Raw genomic sequence first — 16366 nt, 5'->3', positions numbered from 1 at the left:
GCATGGCCTCCGTGAATACCCTGCTGATCGAACTGGGCTGCGAAGAACTGCCGCCGGGCGCCATCGACGCACTCGCTGACAGCCTCGCCAACGGCCTCGCCGATGGCCTGCGCGACGCCGAAGTCGCCTTCGGTCAGGTACGTGCCTACGCCACACCGCGTCGTCTGGCGGTGATGATCGAATCCCTGGCCGAGCGCCAGCCGGACCGCGAGATCGAGAAGCGCGGACCGGCCAAGGCCGCCGCCTTCAAGGATGGCGAACCGACCCGTGCGGTGCAGGGCTTCGCCCGCTCCTGCGGCGTCGAAGTCAGTGATCTGATCGAGCTGGAAACCGACAAGGGCACCTGGCTCGGCTATCGTCACACCCAGCCGGGCGAGCATCTCTCCGCCCTGCTGCCGACCATGCTGGAGCAGGTCGTGGCTCGCCTGCCGGTGCCGAAGAACATGCGCTGGGGTGCCTCACGCATCGAGTTCTCGCGTCCGGTGCATTGGCTGGTCGCGCTCTACGGCAGCGAAGTGATCGAGGCCAGCGTGCTCGGCCTCGACTCCGGTCGCACCACCTTCGGCCACCGCTTCCATGCGCCGCAGGCCATCACGCTGGCGCACGCCGAGGACTACCTCGACGCGCTGGAAGATGCCCGCGTGCTGGCCAACCGTGAGGTGCGCCGTGAGCGTATCCGTGAACAGGTCCAGGCCGAAGCGGAAGTCTATGGTGCCAACGCCGTCATCGAGGAAGCCCTGCTCAACGAGGTCAACGGCCTCGTGGAATGGCCGGTGGCACTGACTGGCACCTTCGACGAGCGCTTCCTGGAAGTGCCGGCGGAATGTCTGATCTCCTCCATGAAGGCCAACCAGAAGTACTTCCACCTGCTGGACAACGACGGCAAGCTCAAGCCGGCCTTCATCACCATCTCCAATATCGAGAGCAAGGACCCGCAACAGGTCATCTCCGGTAACGAGAAGGTGATTCGTCCGCGTCTGGGCGATGCCGCCTTCTTCTACGAGACCGACCTGCGCAGCACGCTGGAATCGCGTCGCGAGAAGCTCGAGAGCGTCGTCTTCCAGCAGAAGCTGGGCAGCATGGCCGAGAAGGCCCGTCGCAGCGAAGCCGTGGCACGCCACATCGCGGAACGCATCGGTGCCGATGTCGACCACGCCGCACGTGCCGCACAGCTGGCCAAGACCGACCTGGTCACCGAGATGGTGCTGGAGTTCCCGGAACTGCAGGGCATCATGGGCCACTACTACGCCCGTCACGATGGCGAAGATGCCACCGTCGCTCTCGCGCTGGAAGAACAGTATCTGCCGCGCTTCGCCGGCGATGCGATCCCCACGACCAAGGCCGGCATGGCGATTGCCCTGGCCGACCGCCTCGACACCCTGACCGGCATCTTCGGCATCGGTCAGCGTCCGACCGGCGCCAAGGACCCGTTCGCACTGCGTCGCGCCACCATCGGGGTGCTCAACATCCTGATCAAGGGTGAGCTGGACCTCGACCTGCGCGAGCTGCTGACCGTCAGCGCCGAGCAGCATCGTGATCTGCCCAAGGCCGAAGGACTGGTCGAGGACGTGCTCGAGTACATGCTCGATCGCTTCCGCGCCTGGGCCAGCGATGAAGGCATGGGTGCCGAACTGTACCTGGCCGTGCGTACCCTGAAGATCAGCAATCCGCTGGACTTCGCGCGTCGTCTGCGTGCCGTGCACGCCTTCGGCGAACGCCCGGAAGCCGCTGCCCTGGCTGCAGCCAACAAGCGCGTCTCCAACATCCTCGCCAAGGCCGAGCACGATGGTCGCACCGAGGTGGATGCGAGCCTGTTGAGCGAGCCGGCCGAGCAGGCACTGGCAGACGCCCTGACGGCACGTGGCGCGGAAGTGGCACCGCTGTTCGCCGCAGCGCGCTACCAGGAGGCTCTCGATGCACTGGCCAGCCTGCGCGAGCCGGTCGATGCCTTCTTCGATCAGGTGATGGTCAACGCCGACGATGCCGCCGTGCGCGCCAATCGTCTGGCGATGCTGGCCAGTCTGCAAGGCCTATTCATGGGTGTGGCCGACATCAGTCTGCTGACCCAATAAGAACTGCCGATCCACGCTGTCCCTGACATCGGTAACTCGCAGTCGCTGCAAAAGAACCCCGCCACGGCGGGGTTCTTTTGCATCCGGGGTCCCGAAATGCCGTGTTGCGTGACAGGATTTCACGCAACACGGCAGCGATGTCACAATTTCTGCCTTGATCCCCTACCTAGGTCGCACTAGTATTCCAGTATAGAAACAGTGTTCGAAAAGCGCGGCAGCCTGTCGCACCACGCACTTCGACCACTCGGCGCCATTTGCCCATCCCCACGTGCGAGCGTCATCTTGTGACTCGGCTCACAATTTTCCAGGCAAAGCGGCGACCCCTGACAAGCAGCCCGGCTGACGCCCCTGACTGCCCTGAAGTGAAGAGTTGACCATGCAAAAACTGATCGTGCTCGACCGTGATGGTGTCATCAATGAAGACTCCGATGCCTTCGTCAAGAACGCCGAGGAGTGGATCGAATACCCCACTTCCATCCAGGCCATCGCCCGCCTGACCCGCGCTGGCTATACCGTGGCCGTGGCGACCAATCAGTCCGGCATCGCCCGTGGCCATTTCGGCCACCGCGAACTCGACCAGATGCACACCAAGATGATGCAGCTGGTGAAGGAAGCCGGTGGCGATATCGCTCACATTGCCTACTGCCCGCATGGCCCGGACGACGGCTGCGATTGCCGCAAGCCCGAACCCGGTCTGCTCCACCAGATCCAGGATGCCCTGCAGATTCCTGATTTTGACGGTGCCTGGATGCTGGGTGACAGCCTGCGTGACCTCATCGCGGGCCAGAAGGCCGGCTGTCGCGCCGCGCTGGTAATGACCGGCAAGGGCCAGAAGACGCTGGCAAATGGCGAGGGACTCAAGGACGTGCTGGTAGTGGCCAACCTGGCCGACTTCACCAACCGCCTGCTCGATGGTGAGCTCAACCACCCCATGTCGGATGGTGAGCCGGGAAAGTCCCAGCGCCGCTGCGTGAGCTGTGAAGCCGCTGCCGAAAGCTATCTGTGAGGCGCGCCTGCCCGGCGAGAACCCTGCGCACGGCGCGCTTGCCTCTCTAATCAGTAGCGGCGATATGCTACCCTTCAGACATGAATCCGGGCGGGCAACTGCCTGCCTGTCTCACTTCCTCATGCTGGAGGCTTCACATGCCACTGCTGGATAGCTTCACTGTCGATCACACCATCATGAAGGCGCCTGCCGTGCGCGTGGCCAAGAAGATGGGCACCCCGAAAGGCGACAACATCACCGTCTTCGACCTGCGCTTCTGCGTGCCGAATGAAGAGATTCTCTCCGAGAAAGGCATTCACACCCTCGAGCACCTGTTCGCCGGCTTCATGCGCGAGCACCTCAACGGTGATGACGTCGAGATCATCGATATCTCACCGATGGGTTGCCGTACCGGCTTCTACATGAGCCTGATCGGTGAACCGGAAGAAGCTCGCGTTGCCGCTGCCTGGTCTGCTGCCATGCAGGACGTGCTCAACGTGGCGCGTCAGGAAGAGATTCCGGAGCTCAACGTCTATCAGTGCGGCACCGCACAGATGCACTCTCTGGAAGAAGCCAAGCAGATCGCCAGCAACATCCTGTCCCGCGATATCGGCGTCAACCGCAATGACGAGCTGAAGCTGGATGAAGGCTTCCTCAATCAGGCGCACTGAGTCTTGAGGCAGCAAGCCTTGAGACATCGAGCCTTGAGGCACCAGGCTTGATCAGCCTGTCGAGTGCGCCGAGCACTTGAGCGAAAAAGCCTGCTATCTGACCGGTTCAGATAGCGGGCTTTTTTCATGACGTGACATCCGAGCGAGTGTAGCCAATGCCAGATTCCAGCAGCCATGCCTTTGATTTCACGACCTTCCTGGCAGACAAGGAAGCGTGGTCAGCGCCGAATGAACTCGTCCCCTACCGCTGCCGCGATGACAGCAGCCTGGGCTGTCGCCATTATCCCGCAACAGGCATGTCAGGGGGCCGCTCACACCTCATCCTGCTGCATGGCTCCAGCGCTGACAGCCGTTATCTCGCATCGCTGGCAACGCGCCTGGCTGAGGCCGGTCATCATGTGCATACGCCGGACTTGCGCGGCCACGGCCCAGCCCCGCAGCGACGCGGCGATATCGATCACCTGCTCCAGCTCGAGGAAGATCTCGAGGACCTGATCCTGTCGCTCGAGCTACCAGCCGATGCCAGAGTCATTGTCGCTGGCCACTCTGCCGGAGGCGGCCTGGCACTGCGCTTCTCGGCCGCTGTCTGCCAGCGCCAGCGTGCCGAGATACCGCTGCACGGCGTGATATTGCTGGCACCGTACCTGCATCATCTCGCGCCCAACATGCGCCGTGATTCGCGCTGGGCACAGCCACGCATCGCACGGATGCTGGCCTGCGCACTCCTGAATCGGCTCGGCATCCATCGCCTGGATCATATTGAGGTCCTCGGCTTCAATATCCCGCCAGAGTACCGCGATGCACATACCACCGACGCCTACTCGTGGCGCTTGATGACAGGCCTCAATCCTCGCGACTATCAGGGTGACCTCAAGGCGCTCGCCTATCATCAGCTGCCAGTGCTGGCGCTGATCGGCGAGCATGACGAGGCGTTTCATGCCGAGCGCCTTGCTCAATGTCTGCAACCCCACCACCCCGCGGCGCAGGTGGAAGTCCTCGAGGCAATCGATCACCTGGGGCTTGCGACGTCCTCCATCACGGCAGAGCGAATCACCGCCTGGCTGGCCGAGCAATGCACCGATCAGGACGACACGCCCGGCTGAGACGACACGCTCGGCCGCGACCGAGCCGAGCCCCTCGCGGTTGTCCTTGCTCTAGACTGCGGCAACACGCACATGCAAAAACGGCCCCTGATCGAAGATCAGGGGCCGTTTTTCTAGCCCGGCTTGGCAAGACATCCGTCAAGCGCTAGCTCAACGCCATCAAACGTCGAGGTTGGCCACCAGCGCGAAGCGCTCGATGAAGTCACGGCGCGGTTCGACTTCATCACCCATCAGGGTGTTGAACATCTGATCGGCACCGATCGCATCCTCGACGGTCACACGCAGCATGCGACGGGACTCCGGATCCATGGTGGTTTCCCACAGCTGATCCGGGTTCATCTCGCCCAGCCCCTTGTAGCGCTGGATGCTGAAGCCACGTGCCGCTTCCTTCATCAGCCAGTCGAGGGCTTCGTAGAAGGTGACGACTTCCTTCTTGCGCTCACCGCGCGAGACGTAGCTGCCGACTTCCAGCAGGCCTTCCAGCATGTTGCCCAGTTCACTCATCTCGCGGTAGTCGGCGGACTTGAAGAAATCGACATCCCACAGGTAATCGCTGCTGACACCATGTGCCGTCAGCGTCACCGCCGGCAGATAGAGATTGCGCTCGCCGTCGTGGCTGAGAGTGAAGCTGTAGTGCGGGCCACCCTCATAGGCAATCAGGTCATCCATTTCCTTCTGGAGACCGTCGATCCAGCCTTGCACCTGAGACTGGTCCGCGAGAGCGGCCTCATCCAGATGCGGAGCGTGCACGATCTTGCGCAGCACGGCAGACGGATAGACACGCGCCAGACGATCGATACGCTTCATCACGCCACGATACTGGTTGACCAGTGCTTCCAGCTGAGCGCCGGCGATACCCGGGGCATCAGCGTTGACGTGCAGCTTGCCGCCGTCCAGCGCCGTGGCAGTCAGATAGTCCTGCAGCGCCTGCTCGTCCTTCAGATACTGCTCATGCTTGCCACGCTTGATCTTGTAGAGCGGCGGCTGGGCAATGAAGATATGACCGCGCTCGATCAGCTCCGGCATCTGACGGAAGAAGAAGGTCAGCAGCAGCGTACGGATGTGCGAACCATCGACGTCCGCATCCGTCATGATGATGACGGAGTGATAGCGCAGCTTGTCGGGGTTGAACTCTTCACGACCGATACCGCAACCCAGCGCGGTGATCAGCGTGCCAACCTCGGCAGACGACAGCATCTTGTCGAAGCGCGCCTTCTCTACGTTGAGGATCTTGCCCTTCAGCGGCAGGATCGCCTGGGTACGACGATCACGCCCCTGCTTGGCAGAGCCACCAGCGGAATCACCCTCGACCAGGTACAGTTCGGAGAGACTCGGGTCCTTCTCCTGACAGTCAGCCAGCTTGCCCGGCAGGCCTGCGATATCCAGAGCGCCCTTGCGACGCGTCATATCACGCGCCTTGCGCGCAGCTTCACGCGCCCGCGCCGCATCCAGCATCTTGTTGACGATGCCCTTGGCTTCGTTGGGCTTCTCGATCAGATACTCGGAGAACAGACGGCCCATTTCCTGCTCGACGGCTGTCTTGACCTCGGAAGAGACCAGCTTGTCCTTGGTCTGCGAGGAGAACTTCGGGTCCGGTACCTTGACCGAGATGATCGCGGTCAGACCTTCACGGGCATCATCCCCGGTCGTACCGACCTTGGATTTCTTGAGCAGACCTTCCGCCTCAATATAGCTATTGAGCGTACGCGTCAGTGCCGCACGGAAACCGGCCAGGTGCGTCCCGCCATCGCGCTGAGGAATATTGTTGGTGTAGCAGAAGATATTCTCGGCGAAACCTTCATTCCACTGCATCGCCACTTCGACGGCAATGCCATCCTCGCGCTCCATCTCGAAATGGAACACCGGATTCAAGGGCGCCTTGTTGGTGTTGATATGGTCAACAAACGCCTTGAGGCCACCTTCGTAATGGAACAGCTCTTCCTTGCCGCTGCGCTCGTCAATCAGACGGATGGCGACACCGGAGTTCAGGAAGGACAGCTCGCGCAGACGCTTGGCCAGAATCTCGTAGTGGAATTCGATATTGGCAAAGGTCAGCGGGGAAGGCTTGAAGCGTACCAGGGTACCGGTCTTCTCGGTCTGGCCCACGATGCCCAGCGGCGACTGCGGCTCGCCATGGCGATAGATCTGCTCGTGGACATTGCCCTGACGCCAGATGGTCAGCTTGAGCTCTTCGGATAGCGCGTTGACGACCGAGACACCCACACCGTGCAAACCGCCGGAGACCTTGTAGGAGTTGTCATCGAACTTACCGCCTGCGTGCAGCACGGTCATGATGACTTCCGCTGCGCTGACGCCTTCCTCTTCATGGATCTCGGTCGGCACACCACGACCGTTGTCGCTGACGGAAACTGACTCGTCGGCATGGATAACGACCCGGACTTCGCTACAGTGACCGGCCAGCGCCTCGTCGATGGAGTTATCCACCAGCTCGAACACCATATGATGCAGCCCCGTGCCGTCATCGGTATCACCGATATACATGCCGGGGCGCTTGCGTACGGCATCCAGGCCCTTGAGGACCTTGATGCTTGATGAGTCGTAAGCCTGTTCGCTCATTGGCTTCTCCGTCGTGAAATCATTCCGTGTGCAGTCGCCCGTGTTCCACGTGAAACATCCTGACATCAGTGTTCGGCAACCATACCCGATCCAATGTTTCGGGTTCGACGCAGGTCACGAAGACCTGGCACTCGAGGCCTGCCAACAGCTGGCAGAACAGACGGCGATGCTCGCCATCCAGTTCCGCCGGCAGATCGTCGATCAGGTAGACACAGGTACGTCCGTTCATTTCTTCGAGCAAGCGACCCTGAGCCAGCTTGAGAGCGCTGACCACCAGCTTCTGCTGGCCGCGAGACAACACCTCGACTGCAGGGCGTCGCCCCAGGCGAATACGCAAGTCGGCGCGTTGTGGGCCAGTCTGGGTAAAGCCCATATGGCTATCACTGTCGCGCCCTGCTGCCAGCACGTCGCCCAGAGGGCGCTTGGCATCCCAACCGCGCTGATAGCGCAGAGTCAGCTCGGGCAAATCAATCAGCTCGGCAAGCGTGGCTTGAAACAGAGGCGCCAGCGCCTGCATATATTCCATGCGCAGGGCATCAAGACGCTCGCTCCAGTGAGCAAACTCTCGATCCCAGACGTTAAGTGCCTGAACGTCCATCTTACCATGCCTGAGCAGTGCGTTCCGATGTTTGAGCGCCCGACGCACGCGGCGCCAGACGTCGAAGAAGTCGTGTTTCACGTGAAACACACCCCAATCGAGGAACTCACGTCGGGCAGAGGGTGAACCCTCCAGCAACCGGAAGGCATCAGGGTTGATCAGCTGCAACGGCAAGGCCTGAGCCAGCTGGGCGACTCGCTCGACCTTCTCGCCATCCAGCCGCATCTCCAGCCCATCTGCGGCCTGATCACGCCTTACCCCCAGGGGGCGCGGCGGATCGCCCGCCAGGCGGCCAAACAGCGTCATTCCCGCCGTGCCATGCGCAATGGCATGCTTGAGCTTGTGCGTGCGGAAAGAGCGCGCCAGCCCCAGCACATGGATACCTTCCAGCAGACTCGACTTGCCACTGCCATTGGCACCACTGACCAGATTCACCCCTTTTCCCGGCGCCATATCGACTGTCGCCAGGTTGCGCAGATTCTGGAATTGGAGTCGTTCAAGCGCCATGACGGCCTCATTCGATAGAGAAATAGAGCCATGGCCGCCTTCGGGGCTCAAATACGACAACACCCGCCATTCAGGAGTGAAAATGGCGGGTGTTGTCGAGGCTCATTCTGCGATTGCGCGCGTCAATTGCGCCACAATTACGATTCAAGATACTGATTTAAATAGAAATTACGATATTACAGACGCATCGGCATTACTACGTAACGCGCATCGCCGCCACCCGGCTCTTCCAGCAGCGCTGAGCTGTTGGCATCGGAAAGCGTCAGCTGCACACGATCGGCATCCAGCACTCCCAGCACATCGATCAGGTAACCGACGTTGAAGCCGATCTCGAGGCCAGCCCCTTGATAATCAAGGGCAATATTCTCTTCGGCCTCTTCCTGCTCGGGGTTGTTGGCCAGCACACGCAGGTTGCCGGCCTCCAGATAGAGACGCACGCCACGGTACTTCTCGTTGGAGAGGATCGCGGTGCGCGACAGTACCTGACGCAGCTCGGCACGCTCGGCCACGATGACCTTGTCACCGCCACGCGGGACAACGCGCTCGTAATCCGGGAACTTGCCGTCCACCAGTTTGGAGGTGAAGGTGAAGTCGCCGGTCTGGGCACGCACGTGCGTCCCGCTGACAGTCAATGTCATCAGCTCGTTGCTGCCATCGAGCAGGCGAGTCAGCTCAAGGATACCCTTGCGCGGGATGATCAGCTTCTGCGCTTCCGGCACGCTGATGTCAGCGGCCTGCTCACAGACGGCCAGGCGGTGACCATCGGTCGCCACGGTACGCACCAGGTTGCTGGTCAGTTCCAGCAGCATGCCGTTGAGGTAATACCGGACATCCTGTTGCGCCATCGCGAAGGAGGTCGCGTCGATCAGATGCTTGAGGGTGCCGCGCGGCAGGCTGACGGTGATATCGCCCTGGCCATCATCGATGTTAGGGAACTCGGCCACCGGCAAGGTCGACAGGGTGAAGCGTGAACGACCGCTGCGCAGAATGGCACGCCCTTCTTCCAGCGCGAGAATGATCTCGCTGCCTTCGGGCAGTGACTTGCAGATATCCATCAGCTTGCGCGCCGGCACCGTCGCGGAACCCGGCTCATCGACACGGCTGGGCTCGACGCGCCCGATCAGCTCGACCTCAAGGTCAGTCCCGGTCAGCGACAGCTGCTGATCGGACACTTCAAGCAGCACATTGGACAGCACCGGCAGTGTCTGGCGACGCTCGACGACACCCGCCACCAGGGACAGCGGGCGCAGCAGGGCTTCACGCGAAATGGCAAATTTCATGGAGACTCCACTCTCTGGAAACGGGGCAATGCTCGCTGACAGGCAGCGCGCACGCAAAAGAAATTCGGGGCCGCGACAGGCAAGCCCGGAGCACAGCAGGCCGATAGCGTGATTGTCGCCAACCCGACCTGCCGCTGCAATTCGATCAGCTGGTCAACAGACGCAGCAGATTCTTGTAGTCCTCGCGGATATCGGCGTTCTCTTCACGCAGCGAGGCCACCTTGCGACAGGCATGCAGCACCGTAGTGTGGTCTCGCCCACCGAAGGCATCGCCGATTTCCGGCAGGCTGTGGTTGGTCAGCTCCTTGGCGAGCGCCATCGCGACCTGACGCGGACGGGCGACGGAGCGCGAGCGACGCTTGGAGTGAAGATCGGAAATCTTGATCTTGTAGTACTCGGCCACGGTGCGCTGGATGTTGTCCACACCCACCTGCTTGTCCTGCAGTGCCAGCAGGTCCTTCAGGGATTCACGGATGAAGTCCTGATTGATCGCGCGGCCCATGAAGTGGGAGTCGGCGATGACCTTCTTCAAGGCACCTTCCAGCTCGCGCACGTTGGAGCGGATCTTCTGCGCGATGAAGAAGGCGGCATCGTGAGGCAGATCGACCTTGGCCTGATCGGCCTTCTTCATCAGGATCGCGACGCGCGTCTCGAGCTCCGGCGGCTCGATGGCGACGGTCAACCCCCAGCCGAAGCGTGACTTGAGACGCTCCTCGACCCCATTGATCTCCTTCGGATAGCGGTCCGAGGTCAGGATCATCTGCTGACCGCCCTCGAGCAACGCATTGAAGGTGTGGAAGAACTCCTCCTGGGAGCGCTCCTTGCCAGCGAAGAACTGGATGTCATCGATCAGCAGCGCATCCACCGAACGGTAGAAACGCTTGAAGTCATTGATGGCGTTGAGCTGCAGCGCCTTGACCATGTCCGCCACGAAGCGCTCGGAATGCAGGTAGACCACCTTGGCATTCTCGCCGCCCTGCTTGGCCAGATGATTGCCCACCGCGTGCATCAGGTGGGTCTTGCCCAGACCCACGCCGCCATACAGGAACAGCGGGTTGTAGGCGCCGCCGGGATTCTCGGAGACCTGACGCGAGGCCGCGCGGGCCAGCTGGTTGGACTTGCCTTCGACAAAGGTTTCGAAGGTGAAGTTCGGATTCAGGCCACTGGAATGCTTGAGGCTACCTTCTACCTGCACCTGGCGCGTGTTGCGACGCGGTGCCTGTTCCCGGGCGCCATCGCCGGCCATCTCACGCTCTTCCGCGAAATTGCCCCGCGGCGGCGTATGCACGGAAGGGGCACGCGGGCTCGGCATCTGGCCCGGCGCTTGCGCCTGAGCAGATACCGGCGACGCAGCCGCGCCTTCCGGACGCGGGTTCGAGACGGTCCGGCGGCTACCGACGCTCAGCTCGACCTTGGGCGGCTTGCCCGGTGCCAGCTCACGCAGCAGCTCGTGAATTCGTTTGAGGTACTTGTCATTGACCCAATCACGCACGAAGCGGTTGGGGGCGAGCAGGCACAGCTCTCCGCTGTCGCCTTCCTCAGCCTGCAGGGGACGAACCCAGGTATTGAACTGCTGTGAATTCAGCTCGTCTTGCAGGGCGTCAAGACATTGTTGCCAAAGTGCGAGCGACACGCGACCTCACATCCAGTTGTCGAAGGGGCGGCCATTGTATAGGCCAAGCCACGAGTTATCCACACGACATCTGCCGCAAAAAGCACTGTGGACAACATCGGTATTCTTCAAGTATCCGCATCGGGACAGGCTGGGGAGCATCCGCGTACAAGATTTCGACTGTGGACAAGACGACAGTTATGCACATGGCCATGCACAGGCTGAATGCAGGTTGCCCACCACTTATCGCCAGAGCTGTCCTATCGACATGCAATTGAGCAAGATAGGAAAAAACAGGTTACCCACAGCAACTGCCTTCCTTAATAGTTATTAGTTATTCAGAACTACTTCCTTGTAGTAATGACAGCAGACCCGCGATCTTCGAATCACGCGAGGTGCGAGGGGCTGTGATCGCGTCGGCAGAATCCCGGGTTATCCACTGCGACTTTTCGGCGCGCCTGACACGCCAGGGTCGAAAGTGCACAGCCACTCGCCAGAAACGCGAATCCTTGAGGCTCACGACCGAACACAAGACTTGCGCCTTCCCGTGCATCGCCATGGCGGGCAATGCCAATCACTCAGCCCCACTGAGCGCTGAAAAAGCGCTGATCGCTTGCCTGGCGAGCGGTGCCTGTTGGCTCAAGGACGCCAACTCGAATTTTTTTGTGCCCGAAGGCCTGTCTTGCGCGTGATCCGCGTGAGACACGAAGCGCCATATGGCGGGCGGCGTAGACGATATCTGTCGTCAAATGCCGCGAACGGGCTGTGGACAACTTCCAACGCGACATTGCAAGCCACTTGCAGATTCACTAGAATCCCTGCCCCTGACCAATCTGCCCTGTCCTCATGTGGATACAGGGCAACATTCGTTGACCTTTTCCAAACAACCACGTGGGAAGAAGCAGCTATGAAACGCACATTTCAGCCGAGCGTCCTGAAGCGCAAGCGCACACACGGTTTCCGTGCTCGTATGGCGACCAAAGGTGGCCGTGAGGTCATCCAGCGTCGTCGTGCGAAAGGCCGTAAGCGTCTGAGCGCCTGATCGAGGCCCGGATGTCCCGTCAGGGATTTCCCCGGCAGCTTCGCTTGCTGACTGCCGGGGATTACCGGCACGTCTTCGATCACACCACCCTCAAGGTACACGGCAAGGGGCTTCTGGCCCTGGCGTGTCCGAATGACCTGGGACATGCCCGCCTGGGGTTGGTGTTCAGCAAGAAGAACGTGCGCCGTGCCGTAGATCGCAACCGCCTCAAACGTCTGACGCGCGAATCCATTCGCCTCCGCCAGCAGCGCCTTCCGGCCGTCGACATCGTCGTACTGGCCAAGCGAGGCGTGACCGAGCTGGACAACGAGACTCTGCATCGCCAGCTGGACGGCATGTGGGCTCGTCTGGAGAAGGACGCCAGACGCCAGAAAGCGGCCAAGTCAACGCCACCTGCCTGACGCGACACCTGCCCGGTGCGTCCGGCATGTGGCGTTTTTTTCGTTATACGCCCTACCGTTCGTGACCGGACTCATCTGACTCCCCGCCAGATTGATTCACCCTCCAACGGGTATACACCATGGACGTCAAACGATTACTCCTCGTGATTCCGCTTGCGGTTGTCGCCTATCTGATGGTGGTCCAGTGGAACAAGGACTACGACCAGCCGGCTGCGGAAACACAGGCTCCCCAGGTTGCCTCTCAGGCCGCCAATGCCACTGCGCAAGGCCTTGAAGCCCCAAGCAGCAGCACGACTGCCAATGGCGATACCGGCCTCTCCACGCCGGATAGCGCAGCAAGCACCCCGAGCAACAACCTGATTGAAGTCAAGACTGACGTGCTGGACCTGCGTATCGATCCGCAGGGCGGTGACGTGGTCTATGCAGCGCTGCTCGAGCACAAGCAGAACAACGCTTCCGAGTCGCCCTTCGTACTGCTGTCCGACAATCAGTCACGCAGCTACGTGGCCAAGTCCGGCCTGCAGCTGGATGGCCACAAGGGCCGTATCGCCTTCTCTGCCGACAGCAACAGCTACAGCCTTGCCGAGGGTGACGACAGTCTGCAAGTGGACCTGAAGGCCGACATCAATGGTGTTGCGGTCATCAAGCGCTTCACCGTCAGCCAGGACAGCTACCAGATCAAGGTCGACTACCTGCTGGACAACCAGTCACAGCAGCCGGTCAATGCTCGCTTCATCGGTCAGCTGGCCCGTGACAACAGCGCGGACCCGACCTCCGGTGGCGGCATGGGCATGAAGTCCTATCTGGGTGCGGCGTTCTCTTCTGAAGAGAACCACTACCAGAAGGTCGATTTCGAAGACATCCAGGACGGCAGCTTCAAGAATGTCGACGTCCAGGGTGGCTGGGTGTCCATGATCCAGCATTACTTCGTGTCTGCCTGGGTGCCGGCTGACAACCAGAAGAACCTCTACTACGCCAACGTCGACAAACAGAACCGCAATGTCGCCGCCTTCGCGAGCCCGACGACCCAGATCGCCGCGGGTCAGCAGGCTGAGCTCGGCGCGACCCTGTTCGTCGGCCCGAAGGATCAGGACCAGCTGGAAGCGACCGCTCCCTACCTGGAACTGGTCGTCGACTTCGGCTGGCTGTGGTTCCTGGCCAACCCGCTGTTCTGGCTGCTGGAGCACATCCACGCGCTGGTCGGCAACTGGGGTGCCTCCATCATCCTGCTGACCGTTCTGGTCAAGGTCGTACTGTTCCCGCTGTCCGCGACCGCGTACCGCTCGATGGCCAAGATGCGCAAGATGGGCCCCGAGATGCAACGCATCAAGGAGAAGTACGGCAGCGACCGCCAGAAGGTCTCGCAGGAGATGATGAAGTTCTACCAGACGGAGAAGATCAATCCGCTGGGTGGCTGTCTGCCGATCGTGATCCAGATGCCGGTCTTCATCGCCCTGTACTGGATGCTGATGGAATCCGTCGAACTGCGCCACGCGCCGTTCATGCTGTGGATCCAGGATCTGTCAGTGAAGGACCCGCTGTTCATCCTGCCGATCATCATGGGCCTGACGATGTTCATCCAGCAGCAGCTGAACCCGACACCTCCGGACCCCACCCAGGCGAAGATCATGAAGATGCTGCCGATCGTCTTCACCTTCTTCTTCCTGTGGTTCCCGGCAGGTCTGGTGCTGTACTGGATCGTCAACAACACGCTGTCGATCGCTCAGCAGTACGTCATCACCCGTCAGATCGAGAATGCCGAGCCAACCAAGAAAGGCGCATGATGCCTTTCAGGTTCGCCTGACATGACTCACCCACGACCCTCGCCTCGGCGGGGGTCGTGGCGTTTCAGGGCCCTGATTCCGGGGGCTGCGCCGACACTCCCGCCGCAAGGCGCCTTCCCCCATCACCCCGCTTGCTGTCACGGGCCTCCAGCCGCGACAATAGCGGCTATCTCCTTCATCTTCATTCCGGCTTCGCGCCCGAGGTTTGTGCATGTCTACCGCCTACCAGCCTGACTCCATCGCGGCCCTGGCCACTCCGCCCGGCCGTGGTGGCGTCGGCATCATCCGTGTCTCCGGTCCGGCCTGTCAGGCCATCGCCCAGGCCATGCTGGGCCAATGCCCGCCGGCACGCCGCGCCCACTATGGCCCCTTCATGGGACTCGATACCCAGGGCAACCCCATCGCCCTCGATGAAGGCATCGCGCTCTACTTCCAGGGCCCGAATTCCTTCACCGGCGAGGACGTGCTGGAGCTGCAAGGGCACGGCGGCCCGGTGATCATGGACCTGCTGCTGGAGCGCTGCGTACAGCTGGGCGCACGCCTGGCACGCCCCGGTGAATTCAGCGAGCGCGCCTTCCTGAACGACAAGCTGGACCTCGCCCAGGCCGAGGCCATCGCCGACCTGATCGACGCCAGCTCACGCGCGGCGGCCGAGAATGCGCTGCGCTCGCTCAAGGGCGAGTTCTCGACGCGCGTCAGCGCGCTGGTGCAGCGCCTGATCGAGCTGCGCATCTACGTCGAGGCCGCCATCGACTTCCCCGAAGAGGAAATCGACTTCCTGGCCGACGGCCATGTCGCGGCGCGCCTCAATGAGGTCAAGGCCGAGCTGGTGGGCGTGCGAGCCGCTGCCAACCAGGGCGCTCTGATGCGCGAAGGCATGACGGTGGTGATCGCCGGCCGCCCGAATGCAGGCAAGTCGAGCCTGCTCAATGCGCTGACCGAGCAGGACACCGCCATCGTCACCGATATCGAAGGCACCACCCGCGACGTGCTGCGTGAGCACATCCATCTCGACGGCATGCCACTGCATATCATCGATACCGCCGGGCTGCGCGACACGCCGGACGCCGTCGAGCGCATCGGCGTGCAGCGCGCCTGGGACGAGATCGAGAAGGCGGACCGCGTCCTGCTGCTGGTCGATGCCGCGACCACCTCGGCGACGGACCCGATGGAGATCTGGCCGGAATTCGTCGCGCGCCTGCCGGACCCGTCCCGCCTGACGCTGGTCCGCAACAAGATCGACACCAGCGGCGAGACGCCGGGGCTGACCGCCATCACCGCAACGCAGAATGGTGATGCCGAGCTGGCACGCCACCAGGCCAGCGTGGTGCGCATCTCGGCGCGCGACAATCAGGGCCTCGATGCGCTGCGTGATCACCTCAAGGACATCATGGGCTTCACCGGCACGGCAGAGGGGCGCTTCAGCGCCCGCCGCCGCCACCTGGATGCGCTGGAGCGCGCTGGCGAATCTCTCGACAACGGCGACGCCCAGCTGCATGGCGCCGGTGCCGGCGAGCTGCTGGCCGAAGACCTGCGCGCCGCCCAGATGGCGCTGTCCGAGATCACCGGCGAATTCTCCGCCGATGATCTGCTCGGGGAAATCTTCGGCAGCTTCTGCATCGGCAAGTGATCGCACCGAGCTGACTCCCGCCCGCAGCCGGGCTCTCTTGCCGACAGTGCTTGCGTCTGGCTGTCTCCCTCTCGTTATACTGCCTCTGCCGACCCCTCCGAGTG

General features: G+C 61.7%; 12 protein-coding genes. 8 read left to right on the top strand and 4 right to left on the bottom strand.

All coding sequences use genetic code 11. The annotated features are described in order from the left end of the window. Positions 1–2: 2 nt before the first annotated feature. The 4 genes from glyS (at position 3) to AOG28_RS10465 (ending at position 4831) form a co-directional block, all read left to right on the top strand. Entirely contained in the window at positions 3–2072 is a 2070-nt protein-coding gene (gene glyS, locus AOG28_RS10480; RefSeq protein WP_054556379.1) for a glycine--tRNA ligase subunit beta, read from the top strand. A gap of 376 nt (positions 2073–2448) precedes the next feature. Next, positions 2449–3078: a D-glycero-beta-D-manno-heptose 1,7-bisphosphate 7-phosphatase gene (gene gmhB / locus AOG28_RS10475; RefSeq protein WP_082388689.1), complete on the top strand. Its 630-nt coding sequence runs from the start codon at positions 2449–2451 to the stop codon at positions 3076–3078. A 137-nt stretch (positions 3079–3215) separates the two neighbouring features. Then, entirely contained in the window at positions 3216–3728 is a 513-nt protein-coding gene (luxS, locus tag AOG28_RS10470; RefSeq protein ID WP_043331647.1) for an S-ribosylhomocysteine lyase, read from the top strand. A 155-nt stretch (positions 3729–3883) separates the two neighbouring features. Next, entirely contained in the window at positions 3884–4831 is a 948-nt protein-coding gene (locus tag AOG28_RS10465) for an alpha/beta hydrolase (protein WP_054556378.1), read from the top strand. 159 nt (positions 4832–4990) lie between these two features. Here the strand turns inward: AOG28_RS10465 and gyrB are convergent, their stop codons facing one another. From gyrB to dnaA, 4 genes are all read right to left on the bottom strand, one after another. After that, complete coding sequence (gene gyrB / locus AOG28_RS10460) at positions 4991–7408, bottom strand: DNA topoisomerase (ATP-hydrolyzing) subunit B (protein WP_043331649.1); 2418 nt, start codon at positions 7406–7408, stop codon at positions 4991–4993. A gap of 19 nt (positions 7409–7427) precedes the next feature. Continuing rightward, the gene (recF, locus tag AOG28_RS10455; protein WP_054556377.1) at positions 7428–8513 is read right to left on the bottom strand and encodes a DNA replication/repair protein RecF; all 1086 of its coding nucleotides are present in this window, start codon (positions 8511–8513) and stop codon (positions 7428–7430) included. Positions 8514–8689: 176 nt separating this feature from the next. Beyond that, on the bottom strand, positions 8690–9793 hold the full coding sequence (gene dnaN, locus AOG28_RS10450; RefSeq protein WP_043331653.1) for a DNA polymerase III subunit beta: 1104 nt from the start codon (positions 9791–9793) through the stop codon (positions 8690–8692). A 145-nt stretch (positions 9794–9938) separates the two neighbouring features. Next, entirely contained in the window at positions 9939–11426 is a 1488-nt protein-coding gene (gene dnaA, locus AOG28_RS10445; protein WP_043331654.1) for a chromosomal replication initiator protein DnaA, read from the bottom strand. A gap of 886 nt (positions 11427–12312) precedes the next feature. Between dnaA and rpmH the strand changes: the two genes are divergently transcribed. The 4 genes from rpmH to mnmE all read left to right on the top strand — a co-directional run bounded on the left by rpmH (position 12313) and on the right by mnmE (position 16262). Then, the gene (rpmH, locus tag AOG28_RS10440; protein ID WP_043331656.1) at positions 12313–12447 is read left to right on the top strand and encodes a 50S ribosomal protein L34; all 135 of its coding nucleotides are present in this window, start codon (positions 12313–12315) and stop codon (positions 12445–12447) included. 11 nt (positions 12448–12458) lie between these two features. After that, positions 12459–12848, top strand: coding sequence for a ribonuclease P protein component (rnpA, locus tag AOG28_RS10435; protein ID WP_052384306.1), 390 nt, complete (start codon positions 12459–12461; stop codon positions 12846–12848). Between the two features lie 119 nt (positions 12849–12967). Then, entirely contained in the window at positions 12968–14632 is a 1665-nt protein-coding gene (gene yidC / locus AOG28_RS10430) for a membrane protein insertase YidC (protein WP_054556376.1), read from the top strand. A gap of 211 nt (positions 14633–14843) precedes the next feature. Next, positions 14844–16262 (top strand): tRNA uridine-5-carboxymethylaminomethyl(34) synthesis GTPase MnmE, encoded by a 1419-nt coding sequence (gene mnmE, locus AOG28_RS10425; RefSeq protein WP_054556375.1) that lies wholly within the window; start codon positions 14844–14846, stop codon positions 16260–16262. Positions 16263–16366 lie beyond the last annotated feature (104 nt).

The sequence above is a fragment of the Cobetia sp. UCD-24C genome, assembly GCF_001306765.1.
Lineage (GTDB): Bacteria > Pseudomonadota > Gammaproteobacteria > Pseudomonadales > Halomonadaceae > Cobetia > Cobetia amphilecti.
This window is presented reverse-complemented; position numbering and strand designations above follow the sequence as displayed.